Annotated in this window: 11 protein-coding genes and 2 tRNA genes; 1 reads left to right on the top strand and 12 read right to left on the bottom strand. The window is 64.8% G+C overall.

Annotation, left to right across the window (positions count from 1 at the left end; all coding sequences use genetic code 11):
* The first annotated feature begins 103 nt into the window (after nucleotides 1-103).
* On the top strand, nucleotides 104-1042 hold the full coding sequence (locus tag LXM64_RS00065) for a hypothetical protein (RefSeq protein ID WP_234074088.1): 939 nt from the start codon (nucleotides 104-106) through the stop codon (nucleotides 1040-1042).
* A gap of 74 nt (nucleotides 1043-1116) precedes the next feature.
* Here the strand turns inward: LXM64_RS00065 and LXM64_RS00060 are convergent, their stop codons facing one another.
* From LXM64_RS00060 to dnaA, 12 genes are all read right to left on the bottom strand, one after another.
* Entirely contained in the window at nucleotides 1117-2412 is a 1296-nt protein-coding gene (locus LXM64_RS00060) for a hypothetical protein (protein WP_234074087.1), read from the bottom strand.
* 175 nt (nucleotides 2413-2587) lie between these two features.
* Nucleotides 2588-4057: a HEPN domain-containing protein gene (locus LXM64_RS00055; RefSeq protein ID WP_234074086.1), complete on the bottom strand. Its 1470-nt coding sequence runs from the start codon at nucleotides 4055-4057 to the stop codon at nucleotides 2588-2590.
* Nucleotides 4058-4399: 342 nt separating this feature from the next.
* Nucleotides 4400-5986 carry a recombinase family protein gene (locus tag LXM64_RS00050; protein WP_234074085.1) on the bottom strand — a complete coding sequence of 529 codons (1587 nt, stop codon included), beginning with the start codon at nucleotides 5984-5986 and terminating at the stop codon, nucleotides 4400-4402.
* 295 nt (nucleotides 5987-6281) lie between these two features.
* A tRNA-Ala gene (locus LXM64_RS00045) sits at nucleotides 6282-6354 on the bottom strand.
* Between the two features lie 10 nt (nucleotides 6355-6364).
* Nucleotides 6365-6441: transfer RNA gene (locus LXM64_RS00040), tRNA-Ile, on the bottom strand.
* Between the two features lie 64 nt (nucleotides 6442-6505).
* The gene (locus LXM64_RS00035; RefSeq protein WP_137418500.1) at nucleotides 6506-6910 is read right to left on the bottom strand and encodes a DUF3566 domain-containing protein; all 405 of its coding nucleotides are present in this window, start codon (nucleotides 6908-6910) and stop codon (nucleotides 6506-6508) included.
* Nucleotides 6907-9465 (bottom strand): DNA gyrase subunit A, encoded by a 2559-nt coding sequence (gyrA, locus tag LXM64_RS00030; protein ID WP_234074084.1) that lies wholly within the window; start codon nucleotides 9463-9465, stop codon nucleotides 6907-6909. The genes LXM64_RS00035 and gyrA overlap by 4 nt, the downstream gene beginning before the upstream one ends.
* Nucleotides 9466-9533: 68 nt before the next feature.
* Entirely contained in the window at nucleotides 9534-11567 is a 2034-nt protein-coding gene (gene gyrB, locus LXM64_RS00025; protein WP_137418502.1) for a DNA topoisomerase (ATP-hydrolyzing) subunit B, read from the bottom strand.
* Nucleotides 11568-11688: 121 nt separating this feature from the next.
* On the bottom strand, nucleotides 11689-12180 hold the full coding sequence (locus tag LXM64_RS00020) for a DUF721 domain-containing protein (protein WP_234074083.1): 492 nt from the start codon (nucleotides 12178-12180) through the stop codon (nucleotides 11689-11691).
* A complete protein-coding gene (recF, locus tag LXM64_RS00015; protein WP_234074082.1) occupies nucleotides 12173-13327 on the bottom strand; it encodes a DNA replication/repair protein RecF in 1155 nt (384 codons plus the stop codon). The genes LXM64_RS00020 and recF overlap by 8 nt, the downstream gene beginning before the upstream one ends.
* 31 nt (nucleotides 13328-13358) lie before the next feature.
* Nucleotides 13359-14507 carry a DNA polymerase III subunit beta gene (gene dnaN / locus LXM64_RS00010; protein WP_137418505.1) on the bottom strand — a complete coding sequence of 383 codons (1149 nt, stop codon included), beginning with the start codon at nucleotides 14505-14507 and terminating at the stop codon, nucleotides 13359-13361.
* 438 nt (nucleotides 14508-14945) lie between these two features.
* Nucleotides 14946-16358, bottom strand: coding sequence for a chromosomal replication initiator protein DnaA (gene dnaA / locus LXM64_RS00005; protein WP_137418506.1), 1413 nt, complete (start codon nucleotides 16356-16358; stop codon nucleotides 14946-14948).

Raw genomic sequence — 16358 nt, 5'->3', positions numbered from 1 at the left:
TCGCTGTCGAACGCTCAGGCGCCGACCTGCGAACCGCTAGTGCCTCCACGGGCGATCTCCGATCTGCTCTAGCGTTGGTCGGACCAACAGAAGGGGCGCATTCATGGCAGCTTTTGACCGCGCAAGGGGATCGTTCGATACATCGCTCGCCCTGCTACGGTTTCGCGTCGATCAGGCGGACCTGAGTCACTTCTACTGGGTAGGGGCGGCGGAGAGCGAACTCTTCTCGTTCACTATCAAGTCGTTCCCATTGTCGGACGATCCAATGATCGCCCTCGTCGCTCCTGCGAAGTACGAACGGCGCCTTGGCCACGCAGTCGAGGAACTGAAACGGCGGGTGAAGGTCGAAAGTCGCTGGCGCCGCCTTCTCGTGGTTCTCTTGATGACGTCTGCTCTCGAACGCTACATGTTAGCCATCGCTACTGCGGCCGTGTCATCCGACCCAGCTCTCTCGCCTGGATTTCCGAAGCGAGTTGATGGGGCGCTATTGAGCAAGCACCAACTCCAACTCGAGCGACCGAATCTGGACGGGCTCGTGAAGGGCTCGTGGTCCTCGCGTATCGCCACGTACAAGCGACTCTTCGGAGATGTGCCGCCGGCGCTGCGCGCCGCCACTGGAAAGCTGGAGAAGCTTCGGCTCGTGCGAAACCGGATCGCGCATGACTTTGGATTCGGATCTAGCGGCCTCGAGCCGCATGTCAACGTGGCGCTCGGTGCCCGGCGCACGGCATCACTCAGCGCTCACCAGTCGAACGTTGGCGAGAAGACCATTGTCGATTGGCTTCAAACGATCGGCGCGGTCTCCATCGCAGTAGATAGGCACCTTATGGAGAACTTCGTCGGCGGCTTCGAAACGGTCGAGATCTTCCTTTCGTGGCGGCGCGATCCCGATAGGTTCGAGGCCGCCGCCGACATCAATATGGCGTCAGTCAAGAAGACCTCCGAGCTAAACCGGTTTGGAACAGCTCTCGGCACCCTGTTCGATCGCCCCGTTGGCAACGCGTACCTTCAGTCCCTGCGCACCTTCGTCGACGCGTTGTAAGGACTATCGGGACTCCTTCTTTCACGGCTGTTCGGATACCGATGACCAACCGCGCCACCGAGGAGTGAGAGTCGCTACTTCCGATCGGAGCGGGCCAAAGCCGCAAGTACCGCGTCTGCACCATGGAGCTGTGGTCTGCGGTATGCGTTTCGGATCCAACTGACGACTCCGGTCGCTGCAGCGGCGGCGGCCCCAACAGTCGCGCCCAACGCGAAGTTCTCGGAAGTGGCAGCCGTAGCAACGGTGGAGATGGTGCCATAAAGGAGAAGCTCGGTCACTGAGTCCTTTGCTGCGCTTTGCTTGCGACCAGACAGCTCCCTCTCGATGCGACGCACCTCGGGTTGGAACACATCGTTGGCGCGTTCCTCGAGTTCCCGGGGATTGTCCGCGCTCGCCGCACGGGCAAATTCGCGCAGCTTGGCACGCCAGTCCGCGAAGTCGGACGAGGATGCGCGAATGTTTGCTGCCTCTCGGATCGCGACATCAGTGGCCGGCAGCACAATCTTCGAAATCTGAGCCAGTACCTGCGGCGGGTAGCCCTGAGCCGGGGTCGAGTCGACCTTCGCCTCGAGCAGCTGCAGGTCGCCGGGCCAACTGGGGGCATAAGTAGCGTTCGCGGAATCGGCGATAGCGAGAGTCTTCGCCAGGAAGAGAAAGAAGTGCTGGAATTCCCAGGGCACATCGGCCGGGTGTAACGCCCCGCTCCCCGTGATGTGGAACCCCCGAAGGTTGTCCCACAGCGGGAGCTTCGCGTTTTCGTTGTGAAGTTCGCGCATTGTCGTCTGCATGCGTGCGGATCGCACATCGAACCGCACGGAGGTCTCGAGCGCAGTGCGACGCTTCTGCAGCACCGCCCACTGATTGCGCAGAATGATTACACCGGATCGAATCGGGCTTTCCAGTTCATAGAGATTCCGCGATATCTCTGACAGACGGACGCTGATGCCTTCCCAGTCGTCTCCATGATGCTGGGCCGAGTCTGCGTTCGCCCAGACCTTGCCGCCAGCGCTGATGCGCATCGTCTCTCGGCGGTTGTGGGTATAGCGGAGGTCGCGCGTCTCCGGGAGGACGGAGGTGTCAGCGAAGAAGTCGGCGAACGGATCAAGGACCAGCAGTTGCGGGTAGTACAGCAGGGCGTCAGTGATTTCACCTCGTGACAGCGGATCCTCCCAGTAACGGGAGAACGTTCCGCTCATCAGATAAGTACCTTCAGGGGTGGGCGTCTCCGCGTCTGCCTCGCTGAACTCCAGCAGTCGATCTCGTAGGTTCTCAAGCTCAGTTCGGGCCAGCTTGTCCCAGGCCACCCGGTCGCCACGTTCGCCGAGCGCGTTCTCGATGACATCCAGAACCGACGCTTGCACCAGGACCATGCGCTCCAGACTATTTCCATCCGCGCCGCCTACGTCGCACCTCGATCGCGCGATTTACGGAAGGTGAGCGGCGCGACCGCGCCGCGTCGCTGATGCCATTCTGGTCCGCCGCAGTTCCTCTTCGCGGGGAGGCGCCGGGAACTGGCGGCGCGACGACTGCTTCCGACGCGCCCGGCTAGCCTTCGTGAACTTCGATCGTGGAGGGCGCGGTGAAGTGCTTCTGTGCGAGCGTGCACGCCCATTTGAACTCGGGGTGCTCACTCAGCGCCGATTCAAGGCGCCGGACCGGTATCCCCATCTCCTTGAGAAGGTTTACCACCACCACCGCCGAGGTCACCTCTACGACAGCATGCAAAAGGTCATAGTCCGTTCCCGCGTGGCCCCGATGCGCAAGATCATTGCGTACACGCGCGGCAGTCTTTGCCCACCTGTCGGGATCAGGGACCAGTTTGGTCATGAAGGCGCCCGGCCGGGTGGCCATCTCCACAAGCCGCTGTTTAAGCGACGGCTCGTTGTAGGCAACACGATCGTTCACCCATCCTCGACGCTCCTTTGGTACGGCTCGGACGAGAAGTGCGCGAAGATTTGCGAACTCATCAGGCGGGATTGGCGGGAGCGTGTCAAGTGCTCGATGGAAAGCTTCAGCCGCCCCGACCGCCGTGACAACCCGCGAATCGAGGTAGCTGCGCGTGATGTAGCGCAATCCGAGAACCATGCTCCGTGCGGCCGCGAATCTGTCGCGCACTTGCAGCCACGCGGGGAATAGCTGGGCCCAAGGCAGGTCCGCCTCGGATACAACGAAGTCGTTCCACACGGCTGCCTTCCCTTCGGGATCGGGCTTGACCGTATGTAGCTGGTAGACGTCCACCACACGGGGGCGGTCGGCGAAGAAGTCCCCTTTTGGAAACAGCTCGGGCGCGGGCGGCAGAACGAGGCTTATCGTGATGTCCGCGCACGCCGACATTGTGGCGAGTGACACCAGATCACTGACGGCCCCGGTCATCGAGAACCATTCGTTCATCGGCCGTGGAGTGTCTGAGGTGAACTGCACCGCAGCGTCGGATCGCCGCGTCTCGCGATGTCCATCGCGACGGAACTCAGTGGAGTGATAGTCAGAGGACGAGTGCAACCGCGCCTCCACGTCGCCGAATGCCGCTACTACGGTGCGCCTCGGCTCCTCGTCATCGAGTTGCGGCGACCGCTGGCCACGTGCCCTGATTTCAGCTTGCCCCCACCCAACCCATCCCGCGAGATTCTCCACTGTCACGGATGCGCCGATGAAGTCAGGGGAATCGGGCGCTTTGAGATGGCACCCATCGAGCAGAGTCAGTGCCGCAAGGGTCATCTCGTGAGGATCCTCGCGGTAGGGGCCAATTGTGTGAGAAACCCAGGGCTCGACGATCGTAAGTTGCGAATCACCGGAGCGTCCGTGAATCACTGGCCAGCGTTCAATCTCGTCATGATGTGCGACCAGTCCCGGCACAAGCTCAGTGGATGCGAAGCGAGACCAACCGCCGATTAACCGTAGGGCCACGCCCTTTTCCGGGTCGTACGTGAGCACACCCGCCGATACCGCTTCGGGATGATCGGGTCGCCACCAGTGACCCACCCACTCGCGGGGTTGATCGAGCCGACTTTCTTTCATGCCGCAATCCTGGCAAATCGCACGGACACTGGACGTCGTCCGGCATGGCTGAATTGAAAGTTCTCAGCTGCCCCGACCCCCGATCCGCAATGCTCGAGATGTGGCTGATTGCGGCTCGACAGCCGAGCGAGCCGCGAGAGCCACGAACCACCACGCCTGCATCCGACTGATACGCGGTGCCCGATCAGCGTCCCTGATCGTGCACTGCCCGCAGAGGGATCGTGTTATGTGCGCCGGGCTATGGGCTGGGGAGGCGGTGCAGCCGGATCTCTGGTTCCCGGGGATCCGGTTGCCGCTGGGTTCATCGGGTGGCGATGGGACGGTGATCAACCTCGGACAAAGTCACTGGGCGCCCGCGAATCGAGGGCGAAGACTCCCGCTGACCGTGGCGTCGGCCTGGACATCGATCCTGTCGAAGAGGGTCCGGCAGAGGGCACGTCTCTCATACTCGGCGCCAATGTCGAAACGTTGGTCGACGTTCTCGAGCTGGTCCAGGGCCTCCGCGACCTGTGAGGCCACGTGCCGGGCCTGGTGCCCGATGACGGTGAGCTGTTGTGCGATGTCGAGGAGTTCCCGGCGGATGCGGTCTTGCTCTCGTTTGAGCATGTCGGTGCTGATCGCATCGACGTAGTAGGCGCGGAGCACACGCTCCTGCTCCCCACGCAAGTCCTGCTCCCGAATCTGGAGCTCCGCGCGACCAGTATCAGCATCCCGTACGCTCGCATTGGCTTCAGCGAGAAGCCGTTCCTCCGCACTCGCCCGCTCCTCCGGGGTGAGACTTATCTGTTGGATCAGTCTGTGCACGGCCGTCTCGATCAGATGCACCTGCTGCGCCTTCAACGTGCAGGCGGTGCGGCCGCTGTGGCGGCCGAGGCACACGAAGTAGAAGTACAGCGTCCCGTGGTTGTTCCGGGTTCGGTTGTACATCATCGACGACCCGCACTCCCCACATTTGAGGAGCCCCTTCAGGTAGTGGGTGTGCACGTCACGGGTGCTCGTGTTCCGCCTTGCGGTGAGCGCATCCTGCACCCGCTGCCACAACGCGGGCTCTACGAGGGGTTCGTGCGTACCCGGGTACTCGACGCCGACGTAGGTGACGATCCCGCAGTAGTACGGGTTACGGAGCATCCGCTGCAACACACTCACCGTCAACGCCCGGGGCGGCTTCCCCGCCCTGGGTGCGAGGGTGAAGCCGAGCTGGCTCATGCCCCGGGCCAGACGGTCAAGGCTCCACTCCCCCGTCGCGTAGGTCGTGAACGCCCACCGGATGATCTGTGCCCGCTCCTCATCCACTTCGATGATCCGCGCTTCACGGCCCTGCGCATCGAAGGTCCGCACGTTCCGGTACCCGGCGGGTGCCTTGTTCGGGGTGCCGCCGTTCATTGCCTTCTGCCGCAGTCCCTTGCTGACCTCGGTGGCGAGGTTGCGGGAGTAGAACTCCGCGATCGACGCCATGATCCCATGCACCAACCTGCCCGACGGCGACTCATCAATCGCCTCCGTACTCGACACCAACCGGGCACTCGCATCGGCGATCGCCTGCGTAATCTGCACGTCATCCGCACGGTTCCGTGCGAGCCGGTCGAGCTTGTGCACGACCACGATGTCGACCCGGTTCGTGCGGATCCACTCGAGCATCTCCGTCAACGCCGGACGCGCAGCAGACCGCGCTGATTCGCCCGCGTCGACGAACTCCTTCACGACCCAGGCGCCGAGCCCGTGCGCGGTCTTCCTGTTCGCCTGCCGTTGCGCCGGGATCGAGAATCCCTCCCGCTCCCCTGCACGCTCCGCCTGCTCCCTGGTCGACACCCGCAGATACGACACCGCCCGCAACACCAACTCCGGAGAAGCAGACGACCCGTCAGCGTGATCGAACGAGACCACAGACGAGGAGGAAGGAACGGACGGGACAACGGCAAGCAGCGACATAGAGAGGTGAAGGGCTTTCTCCGGCACACCGGCCGGCACGAGAAAGGCCCGCAGACGCGGAGCCCCACCCAGCCTGCCCACCCGCTCGGCAGCCAGAACTCCGACAGCACCGAACCGCCATCAGAAGCCCTACAGAATCAAGGGTTCCACTGTCCCGTTAGTTCCCAATGCGCAAGGATGTCACCCGCGGCGGAAACACCCGAAAAAGGCCCGAAACGACGCAAAACAGCCCGAAAAAAGCCCCCGAACGGGCCGAAAGCCTCCAACTCGCGAGGAGTTGGAGGCTTTCCATGGGTGGAGCCTAGGAGATTCGAACTCCTGACATCCTGCTTGCAAAGCAGGCGCTCTACCAACTGAGCTAAGGCCCCGTGAGAAGGGTGGTGGGGCTACCAGGACTTGAACCTGGGACCTCTTCATTATCAGTGAAGCGCTCTAACCGCCTGAGCTATAGCCCCTCGGCACCTCGCGGCGCCAACCTCCAAGACTTTACCGGATGCGGACCGGTTTGACCAATCGCGGTCAGTTGGAGGTGAAGCCCACCAGCAGACCGCCGGTGACCTTGACCGCGAGGTTGTAGATCCCCGCGATGACCGCTCCGAGAACCGTCACGACGATGAGGTTCAGGATCGCGACGACCGCCGCGAACGCCATCACCTGCGGGAGCCCCACGAACTGGCTGAGCGAGAGCGAGCCGTCCGAGAACGACTTGAAGAACTCATCGGCCTGGCCGATCAGACCCGTGGTCTGCACGACCAGGTAGACCAGCAGGAACGACACGACCGTGACGATCGCCAGGGCGACGGCCGCCAGGAACGACAGCTTCACGGCCGACCAGAAGTCGACGTAGACGAGGCGGAGACGAACCTGCTTGGCGCTCGTCTTGCTGCTCGACTTCTTGGCGAGCTTGTCGGCTACCGTGCTCATGCGTCAGTACTCTCCTCGGGAACGGTGGCGGCCGGTTCGGTCTCCTGGGATGCGTCGGCATCCGCCGCATCCGCAAGGCGCCGCTCGCTGTTGCGGGCGATCGCGATGATCCGGTCGTCATCATCCGGTCGGGCGAAAACGACGCCCATGGTGTCGCGACCCTTCGCAGGGACCTCGGCCACGGCAGAGCGTACCACCTTGCCACTGGCAAGAACCACAAGGACCTCGTCGTCGTCTCCGACGATCAGAGCGCCCGCCAGATCGCCCCGATCCTCGTGCAATTTGGCCACCTTGATGCCCAGTCCACCGCGGCTCTGGACGCGGTATTGATCCACATCCGTGCGCTTCGCGTAGCCGCCCTCGGTGACGACGAACACGTCGCCGTCGACAGAGGCGACGGATGCTGACAGCAGGCTGTCCGTGCCGCGGAACGACATTCCCTTGACGCCCTCGGTGGAGCGGCCCATCGGCCGCAGCGACGCATCCGTCGCCGTGAACCGCAGCGACATCCCGTGACGGCTCACGAGCAGGATGTCATCGCTCTCATCGACCAGCAGCGCGCTGACGAGCTCATCCTCCTCGCGCAGACGGATGGCGATGACGCCGCCCTGTCGATTCGTGTCGTACTCCGTGAGGCGCGTCTTCTTCACGAGTCCGCCGCGGGTGGCGAGCACGAGGTACGTCGCGACGGCGTAGTCGCGGATGTCGAGGATCTGTGCGATCTCCTCATCCGGCTGCAGCGCGAGAAGGTTGGCGACGTGCTGGCCCTTGGCATCCCGACCGGCCTCGGGGACCTCATAGGCCTTTGCGCGGTAGACGCGGCCCTTGTTCGTGAAGAACAGCAGCCAGTGGTGCGTCGTGGTGACGAAGAAATGCTCGACCACGTCGTCGGCGCGCAGCTGCGCGCCCTTGACGCCCTTGCCGCCTCGGTGCTGCGAGCGGTAGTTGTCGCTGCGCGTCCGCTTGATGTAGCCGGCGCGGGTGATGGTCAGCACCATCTCCTCTTCCGGGATGAGGTCCTCCACCGACATGTCGCCGTCGAACCCGTAGAGGATCTGCGTGCGACGCTCGTCGCCGTACTTCGCGACGATCTCGGTGAGCTCCTCGCGCACGATGGTGCGCTGGCGTGCGGGCGTCGCCAGGATGTCCTGGTATTCCGAGATCTGCGCCTGCAGCTCTTCGGCCTCATCGATGATCTTCTGCCGCTCGAGGGCGGCCAGGCGGCGCAGCTGCATCTGGAGGATGGCATCCGCCTGGATGTCATCGATGTCGAGCAGCTTCTTCAGTCCGCCGCGCGCATCGTCGACCGTCGCGGACGCACGGATGAGGGCGATGACCTCGTCGAGCGCGTCGAGCGCCTTCAGATAGCCGCGCAGGATGTGCATGCGCTCTTCGGCCTTGCGCAGGCGGAACGCCGTGCGGCGCACGATCACGTCGATCTGGTGGGTGATCCAGTACGAGACGAAGCCGTCGAGCGAGAGCGTGCGCGGTACGCCGTCGACGATCGCCAGCATGTTGGCGCCGAAGTTGTCCTGCAGCTGCGTGTGCTTGTACAGGTTGTTCAGGACGACCTTCGCGACCGCATCCCGCTTGAGGACGACCACGAGTCGCTGACCGGTGCGATCGCTCGACTCGTCGCGGATGTCGGCGATGCCGGTGATCTTGCCGTCGCGGGCGAGGTCACGGATCTTGACGGCGACGTTGTCGGGGTTGACCTGGTAGGGCAGCTCGGTGATCACGAGGCACGTGCGGCCCTGGATCTCCTCGATGTTGACCACGGCGCGCATCGTGATCGAACCGCGACCGGTGCGGTACGCCTCGATGATGCCGCGCGTGCCGAGGATCTGCGCCGAAGTCGGAAAGTCGGGACCCTTGATGCGCTGGATGAGCGCCTCGAGCAGCTCCTCCTGCGTCGCCTCGGGGTGATCCAGCGCCCAGAGCACACCGTCGGCCACCTCGCGGAGGTTGTGCGGCGGGATGTTGGTGGCCATACCGACGGCGATGCCGACGGAACCGTTGACGAGGAGGTTCGGGAAGCGCGCCGGAAGCACGACCGGCTCCTGCGTCTGTCCGTCGTAGTTGTCGACGAAGTCGACGGTGTCTTCCTCGATGTCGCGCACCATCTCGAGCGCGAGCGGGGCCATCTTGGTCTCGGTGTACCGGGGGGCTGCCGCGCCCTGGTTGCCCGGGGAGCCGAAGTTGCCCTGACCGAGGGCCAGCGGGTAGCGCAGCGACCACGGCTGGACGAGCCGAACGAGCGCCTCGTAGATGGGGGAGTCGCCGTGCGGGTGGTACTGGCCCATGACCTCGCCGACGACGCGGGCGCACTTCGAGAACGACTTGTCGGGCCGGAAGCCGCCGTCGTACATGCCGTAGATCACGCGGCGGTGCACGGGCTTGAGGCCGTCTTCCACGCGCGGCAGCGCGCGGCCGACGATCACGCTCATCGCGTAGTCGAGGTAGCTGCGCTGCATCTCGGACTGCAGGTCGACCTGGTCGATGCGGCCGTGGTCGTGCTCGGCGGGCTCCGTCGTCGGACGCTCTTCGTCAGTCATTCGTCTCTTCTTCTCTGCGTCGGTGTCGTGTCATCTGACGGATGCGGCTCAGGCCGCATCCGGTGCGATCAGATGTCGAGGAACCGGACGTCCTTGGCGTTGCGCTGGATGAAGTGGCGGCGGGATTCGACGTCCTCGCCCATGAGCGTGGAGAAGATCTCGTCCGCCGCGGCGGCGTCGTCGATCGTCACCTGCAGGAGGGTGCGGGTGGTCGGATCCATCGTGGTCTCCCACAGTTCCTTGGCGTTCATCTCGCCGAGACCCTTGTAGCGCTGGATGCCGTTGTCCTTCGGGATGCGGCGTCCTGCCGCGAGCCCTTCGGCCAGCAGCGCGTCGCGCTCGATGTCGCTGTAGACGTACTCGTGCGGCGAGTTCGACCACTTCAAGCGGTAGAGCGGCGGCTGTGCCAGGTACACGTACCCGGCCTCGATGAGCCCGCGCATGTAACGGAACAGCAGCGTGAGCAGCAGCGTCGTGATGTGCTGACCGTCGACGTCGGCATCGGCCATCAGCACGATCTTGTGATACCGCGCCTTCTCGATCGAGAAGTCCTCACCGATGCCCGTGCCGAACGCCTGGATCATCGCCTGCACCTCGTTGTTGCCGAGGGCGCGGTCGAGCCGGGCGCGTTCGACGTTGAGGATCTTGCCGCGCAGCGCCAGGATCGCCTGCGTGTGCGGGTCGCGACCCTGCACCGCGGAGCCGCCGGCCGAGTCGCCCTCGACGAGGAAGATCTCGCTGATCGACGGGTCCTTGCTCGTGCAGTCCTTGAGCTTGTCGGGCATGGAGGCCGACTCGAAGACGCTCTTGCGGCGCGCGGTCTCGCGAGCCTTGCGGGCGGCCATCCGAGCGGTCGCGGCGTCGATCGCCTTGCGGACGATGTTCTTCGCCTGCTGCGGATTGCGGTCGAACCAGTCGCCGAGCTGATCGCCCACGACCTTTTGCACGAACGCCTTCGCTTCGGTGTTGCCGAGCTTCGTCTTGGTCTGACCCTCGAACTGGGGCTCCGACAGCTTGACGGAGATGACGGCCGTCAGGCCCTCGCGCACGTCGTCGCCGGAGAGGTTGTCGTCCTTCTCCTTGAGCAGGTTCTGCGCGCGGGCGTACTTGTTCACAAGAGTCGTGAGCGCCGCACGGAAGCCCTCTTCGTGCGTTCCGCCCTCGTGAGTGTTGATCGTGTTCGCGTAGGTGAACACGTTCTCCGTGTAGGAGGTCGTCCACTGCATCGCGAGCTCGAGCGCGATGTGGCGCTCGGTGTCCTCAGACTCGAAGTCGATGATCTCGTCGTTGACCGCATCCGCCTTGCGCACGCGGTTGAGGTACTCGACGTAGTCGACGAGGCCTCGCTCGTAGAGGAACTCGTCGTGCGGCTGAACGGTGGTGACCTTGCCGTCGATCTCCTCGTCGACCGTGTGGTCGGCTCGCTCGTCGCGCACCGTGATGGTGAGGCCCTTGTTCAGGAACGCCATCTGCTGGAAGCGGGTGCGCAGCGTGTCGTAGTCGAAGTCGACGGTCTCGAAGATCGCGGGATCCGGCCAGAAGGTGATGGTCGTGCCGGTGGACTCGGTCGCCGCGCCCTGTGCGAGCGGTGCCTGCGGCACGCCACCGTTGGCGTACGACTGGTTCCACTCGTAGCCCTGGCGCTTGACGGCGACCTCGAGCCGCGTCGACAGCGCGTTCACGACGGACGAACCGACGCCGTGCAGGCCACCGGAGACCGCGTAGCCGCCGCCACCGAACTTTCCGCCGGCGTGGAGGACCGTGAGGACGACCTCGACCGTGGACTTGCCCTCGGTCTTGTGGATGTCGACGGGGATGCCGCGACCGTTGTCGACGACGCGCACGCCGCCGTCCGCGAGGATCGTCACCTCGATGCGGTCGCAGTATCCCGCGAGTGCCTCATCGACGGAGTTGTCGACGATCTCGTACACCAGGTGGTGGAGTCCGCGCGGGCCGGTGGAACCGATGTACATGCCGGGGCGCTTGCGAACGGCCTCGAGTCCCTCGAGAACCTGGATCGCGTCTGCCCCGTACTCGTTCCGTACCGGCTCGGGGGTGCTTTGTCCGTCGTGGGGAACGCTGGAGGGGGTGGGGGACGTCATAGGTTTCGAGCGCTCCGGTTCTAGTAGACGGACCGTCCCAGTCTATCAAGCGGAGGCTCCGCGCGGGGCGTGTACGCCCGTGTGGCGTCGTAAACGGACGCGAGATACGTCCGTACATGCCTCATCCGTAGGTATCCCGGGGACCGCGCCCTGGAACGGCTCTGGGACCCCATTTCCAGGAGGGGACGTCCGGGCCGACGAAGCGGACGTTCTGGACGCCCGCATCCGGGAACCGCTGCGCGATGGTCGTGACGATGTGCGTGCGCATGAGGCGCAGCTGCTTCGCCCAGGCGGTCGAGTCGCACTGCACCGTGAGCACTCCCGCATCCAGTCCCACTGGGCGCGTGTGCCTGGCGGTTTCCTCGCCGGCGACGACCTCCCACTGCCGCACCAGGTCCGCGCGGGCGAGAAGCGGGTCCCAGCCGGCCTGTTTCGTCCAGTGCGCGAGCACGTCGCCGACGCCGTGCGGGTCGCGACCGGGTGTGAACGGCGCACCTTCATCATCGGTGCCGCGACGCGTGCGCTTCTTCGCACCGCGACGCGTCGTCGGTTCGAGTCCGCGCAGACGCAGGTAGGTGCCGAGGGTCTCGGGGACCTCGTCCTCGTCACTCATCGTCGCGGACCTCCAGGATGCGGCCGGCCTCGACGCGCACCGTGCGCCCGCGGAGCTCTTCGGGAACGTCCGCCTCCACGGCGGCCGTCACCACCACCTGCTCGAAGTCCGCGACGAGGGATGCCAGCCGCATCCGCCTTTCGGCATCGAGTTCGGCGAAGACGTCGTCGAGGATGACGATCGGATCTCCCAGCAGTGAATCCGCGCGAAGCAGCTGCGCGGAGGCGAGACGCAGCGCGAGTGCCACCGACCAGGACTCGCCGTGCGACGCGTATCCCTTCACGGGGAGCGCGCGGATGCGGAGCATGAGGTCGTCGCGGTGCGGACCGACCAGCGTCACGCCTCGGTCGAACTCCGCGGCCCGCTTCGCTGCAAGGGCGGCGCGGAAGGCTTCCGCCGTCACGGCCCCCGACGCGACGCGCTGATCGTCGCCGTCCTCCGGATCGAAACCGGCGATGGAGTTTGCCCACTCGAGCTCGGGCGAGTGATCGGCGCCGGCGATCGCGGCATAGGCGGAGACGAGGTGCGGATGCAGGTCGGCGGCGAGCCGAGCTCGCGCCTCGATGATCTCCGTGCCGAGGGCGATGAGCTTGTCGTCCCAGACATCCAGGGTCGGGAGGGCGTCGCCGCGCAAACCTCGGGCGCGCGCGGACTTCAGCAGTGCGGTGCGCTGTTTGAGCACGCGGTCGTAGTCCGCGATGACCCCGGCGAGCCGGGGGGAGAGCTGCACGAGCAGCTGGTCGGCGAACCGCCGGCGGGCGGAGGGGTCTCCGCGCACGATCTGCAGATCCTCCGGAGCGAACAGCACGACCTGCGCGTAGCGCGGCAGCTCGGCGGAGCGCACCGGCGCCCCGCCGACACGCGCCTTGTTCGATCCCTGCTTGTTGATCTGGATCTCGAGCTGGATGTGTCGTTCACCGTGACCGAGACGGGCGCGGACGAATGCCGCATCCGCTCCCGAACGCACCAGCGGTGCGTCCGCCGACACACGATGCGAGCCGAGCGTGGCGAGGTAGGTCACGGCCTCGGCGAGATTGGTCTTGCCCTGGCCGTTGCGCCCGACGAGCAGGTTCGCTCCGCGGGTGAATTCGAGATCGGCGTGTTCGTAGTTACGGAAGTCGACGAGACTCAGGCGTTCCACGATCACCGGACAACCCTACGGCGACGGTGCGACGCGATCAGCGCAGCAGCAGGTTCGGCTGCAGCAGGTACTTGAACTCGCCCTCGCCGGCGCGCTCCACCGACGTCTGCGGCGTCACGAGGATCGGGCTGAGCTTGTTCGCGTTGTCGCTGGAGGTGAAGGTGATGCGGGAGAACTCGCTGCGCACCGCCGAGAGGGACTCGAGCAGGTACTGCGGGTTGAGCCCGAGGGTCACATCGTCACCGGTCAGCGTCGCGTCGACGGACTCGGATGCGCGCGCCTGCTCGGTACCCGACGCTTCCATCGCCACGCCCTCCGCGGTGAACGTGAAGCGCAGCGGAGCGGAGCGGTCGAGCACGAGCGCGACACGACGCACCGCCTCGGCGAGCTCCGCGGTGTTCACCACGGCGTGATGCGCGGTCTGCTCCGGGAACAGGCGGCGCACGGGAGGGAAGTTGCCCTTGATCAGCAACGAGGTCACGGTCTTGTTGCCCGACGTGAAAGCGATGATCTCGCGGTCGCCCGAACCGGAGAACGCGATCGAGATGTTCTCGCCGTGCGAGAAGGTCTTGCCGACCTCCTGGAGCGTGCGCGCGGGGACGAGCGCCGTGGTGGACTCGCCGTCGGTGGTGGCGGGCCCGTCCCAGGGGATCTCTCGCAGCGCGACGCGGTAGCGGTCGGTCGCGACGAGGCTGAGCTGCGTTCCGCTCACTTCGAGCTGGACTCCCGTGAGCACGGGGGTCACGTCGTCACGCGATGCGGCGAAAGCGACCTGTGCGATCGCGGTGGCGAACTCCTCGGCGGGAACGAGGCCGGACTCGCCCGTCACCTCGGGGATCGCGGGATACTCCTGCACCGGCATCGACGCGAGCGTGAAGCGCGCGGATCCGCAGGTGAGCAGGATGCCGTCGTCGTCCACCTCGATCTGAATCGGAGCGTTGGGCAGGCGGCTGGCGATGTCGGAGAGCAGACGACCGTGCACGAGGATCGTGCCGGGTGCCTCCACCGAGGCCTCGATCGTGGTGCGCGCGGACGCCTCGTAGTCGAAGGCCGAAAGGGAGAGTCCCTCGGAACCGGCTTCGATGAGCACACCCGCCAGGATCGGCTGCGGATTGCGCTGGGGCAGGAGCTTGACGACGAACGATACGGCTTCGCTGAAAACGTCGCGATTGACCTGGAACTTCACAGTGCTCCCTCTCCGGCGGGCTGGGCTTACCCATGCTAGTGCTGCGATCGGTCCAGACGAAGAACACGCTTCCCGCCCCCAGAGGTGATCGCACGTTCATCAAGAGTGAAGTGAGAGTCATCTTGTTAACACCTGTGCAAACTGTGGATAAGTCGGTGGATGACTCTCGGCTCATGGGAACTACACGCGTGTGAGATGTGGACGCGCTGCGGACGGAGCTGTCGAACACGTTTCCTGTGATTCATCGAGCTCGAGCGTTCTCCACACGTGATCGCCGTGTCGTTCACACCGGCCGTCGGCGTTTCGCACAGTTATCCACAACTTGTCCACATGTGTGAAAGCGGAGGATGAGGCCGCGCGAGGCGATTGTCAAATGAGAGTCTTCGCGCACCGGAAACGACGAACCCCACGGCGTCGTGCCGTGGGGTTCGAGGAGCTTCAGCGACCCGCTCTGCCGAGCTGGGCGGTGATCTCCGAGACCTGGTTGTAGATCGAGCGGCGCTCCTTCATGAGGTCGCTGATCTTCTTGTAGGCGTACATGACGGTCGTGTGGTCACGGTTGCCGAAGAGCTGGCCGATCTTCGGCAGGGAGAGGTTCGTGCGCTCCCGGCACAGATACATCGCGATCTGGCGTGCGGTCGCGATCGCCTGCGAGCGGCTCGATCCGTAGAGGTCGTCGACCGACAGTTTGAAGTACTGGGCCGTGGCCGTGATGATGTCCGTCGGTGAGATGACGTTGGTGTCGTCCTGATCGACGATGTCGCGCAGCACCTGCTGCGCGAGCGACATGTCGAGCGTCGACCGATTCAGGCTGGCGAAGGCGGAGACGCGGATGAGGGCGCCCTCGAGCTCGCGGATGTTGCTGGAGACGACGGTCGCGATGTACTCCATGACCTCGGGCGGGATCTGGAGCCGCTCGTTCTGCGCCTTCTTACGGAGGATCGCGATGCGGGTCTCGAGGTCCGGCGCTTGGACGTCGGTGATCAGGCCCCACTCGAAGCGGCTCCGCATCCGATCCTCGAAACCGGTGAGGTGTTTCGGCGGGACGTCGCTGGTGATCACGACCTGCTTGTCGTGATCGTGGAGTGTGTTGAAGGTGTGGAAGAACGCTTCCTGGGTCTCGGCGCGCCCCTGGAGGAACTGGATGTCGTCGATCAGAAGGATGTCGACGTCGCGGTAGCGAGCCTGGAAGGCGGAGCCCCGGTTGTTGGCGATGGAGTTGATGAAGTCGTTCGTGAACTCTTCGCTGGAGACGTAGCGCACGCGGATGCCGGGATACAGGCTCAGTGCGTAATCACCGATGGCGTGCAGCAGGTGTGTCTTTCCCAGACCTGAGTCGCCGTAGATGAACAGCGGGTTGTACGCCTTGGCGGGTGCTTCCGCGACGGCGACCGCGGCCGCGTGGGCGAAACGGTTGGACTGGCCGATGACGAATCGGTCGAAGGTGTACTTCGGATTCAGCCGCGTGTCTGCCCGGGCGGATGCGGGATCCGCGGCCTCCGCGGCCGGCGCGGGTGTGGCGATGGGCTGCTCGATCACCATGGTCTGAACCGGAACCTCTGCCGTGAGGTGCGCGTCGATCAGTTCCGGGTTGACGACGACTCTGAAGCCGGTGACATCGTTCGTGGACGCCTGTGCGAGGGCTTCCAGGATCATGGGTCGAAGTCGCTTGTTGAGCTGCGCGGCCGTGAGGTCGTTGGGGACATCGAGGTAGAGGAACCCCGACATCACGCCCTGAGCGACCGCCAGGTTGAGGAACCCGTGCATCTGCGGCGAGACCCGGGCGTCACTGCCGAGGATCTCGAGAGCCGCCGACCAGACCGGGACGTCGGGAGTGTCTTGCGCGGTCAT

This window comes from Microbacterium binotii (assembly GCF_021398715.1).
GTDB classification, from domain to species: Bacteria; Actinomycetota; Actinomycetes; order Actinomycetales; family Microbacteriaceae; genus Microbacterium; species Microbacterium binotii_A.
The sequence above is the reverse complement of the archived record's forward strand: the minus strand, read 5'-3'. Positions and strand labels throughout refer to the sequence as shown.